Origin of the sequence: Vibrio sp. 10N.261.52.A1 (assembly GCF_002876325.1) — a bacterium.
GTDB lineage: Bacteria > Pseudomonadota > Gammaproteobacteria > Enterobacterales > Vibrionaceae > Vibrio > Vibrio chagasii.
This window is the reverse complement of sequence record NZ_MCYD01000213.1, coordinates 1-726: the sequence shown is the minus strand read 5'-3', so window position 1 is coordinate 726 and position 726 is coordinate 1. Positions and strand designations below refer to the sequence as shown.

Below are 726 nucleotides of genomic sequence, written 5' to 3'. Positions count from 1 at the left end.
GCCTAGTTAACCGTTTGCATAAAGGTTTAAAACACAAATGGTTGATCTCAGCTAAAATTAATCAAGACAGAATACCGTACGACCTCTTTCTTTATTGTAAATAAAGTGGATAATAGCCCCGTAAATTAATACCTAATAAATGTGAGTCCATTATGTCTTCTGAAGCTACTATGCTAGAACGCTGCCAATCTAAATGTGAACTATGTGGTTCTGATTCTTCTCTTACTGCATACGCAGTACCGCCACACAGCCACGTAACAGTGGATCACGGCATCATGGTATGTGACAAATGTCTTGGTGAGATTGACGAGCCTAAAGATATTAACCACTGGCGCTGCCTAACAGACAGCATGTGGAGCCAAGAAGCCCCTGTTCAAGTAACAGCATGGCGCCAACTAACTCGTCTTAACTCAGAGAGCTGGGCTCAAGATGCGCTAGATATGATGTACATGGAAGAAGAAACATCAGTATGGGCACAAATTGGCATGTCTGCTGATGACAAGCCTCTTGATTGCAACGGCGTTGAACTTAAAAAAGGTGACGACGTAACAGTAATCAAAGATCTTCCAGTTAAAGGTACTAACCAAGTAATTAAGCAAGGTACGGTTATCCGCGGAATCAGCGTTGGTGACGATCCTAAGCTTGTTTCTGGTAAAACTAACGGCGGTCAATCAATGTACGTAATCGCTGAATTCTGTCGTAAGAAGTAATCTCGCATTAAGTATC

General features: G+C 42.0%; 1 protein-coding gene. It reads left to right on the top strand.

Annotated features, from left to right (window positions below):
• Positions 1 to 152 precede the first annotated feature (152 nt).
• On the top strand, positions 153 to 710 hold the full coding sequence (locus BCT81_RS02700) for a PhnA domain-containing protein (RefSeq protein ID WP_102423169.1): 558 nt from the start codon (positions 153 to 155) through the stop codon (positions 708 to 710).
• Positions 711 to 726: the final 16 nt, after the last annotated feature.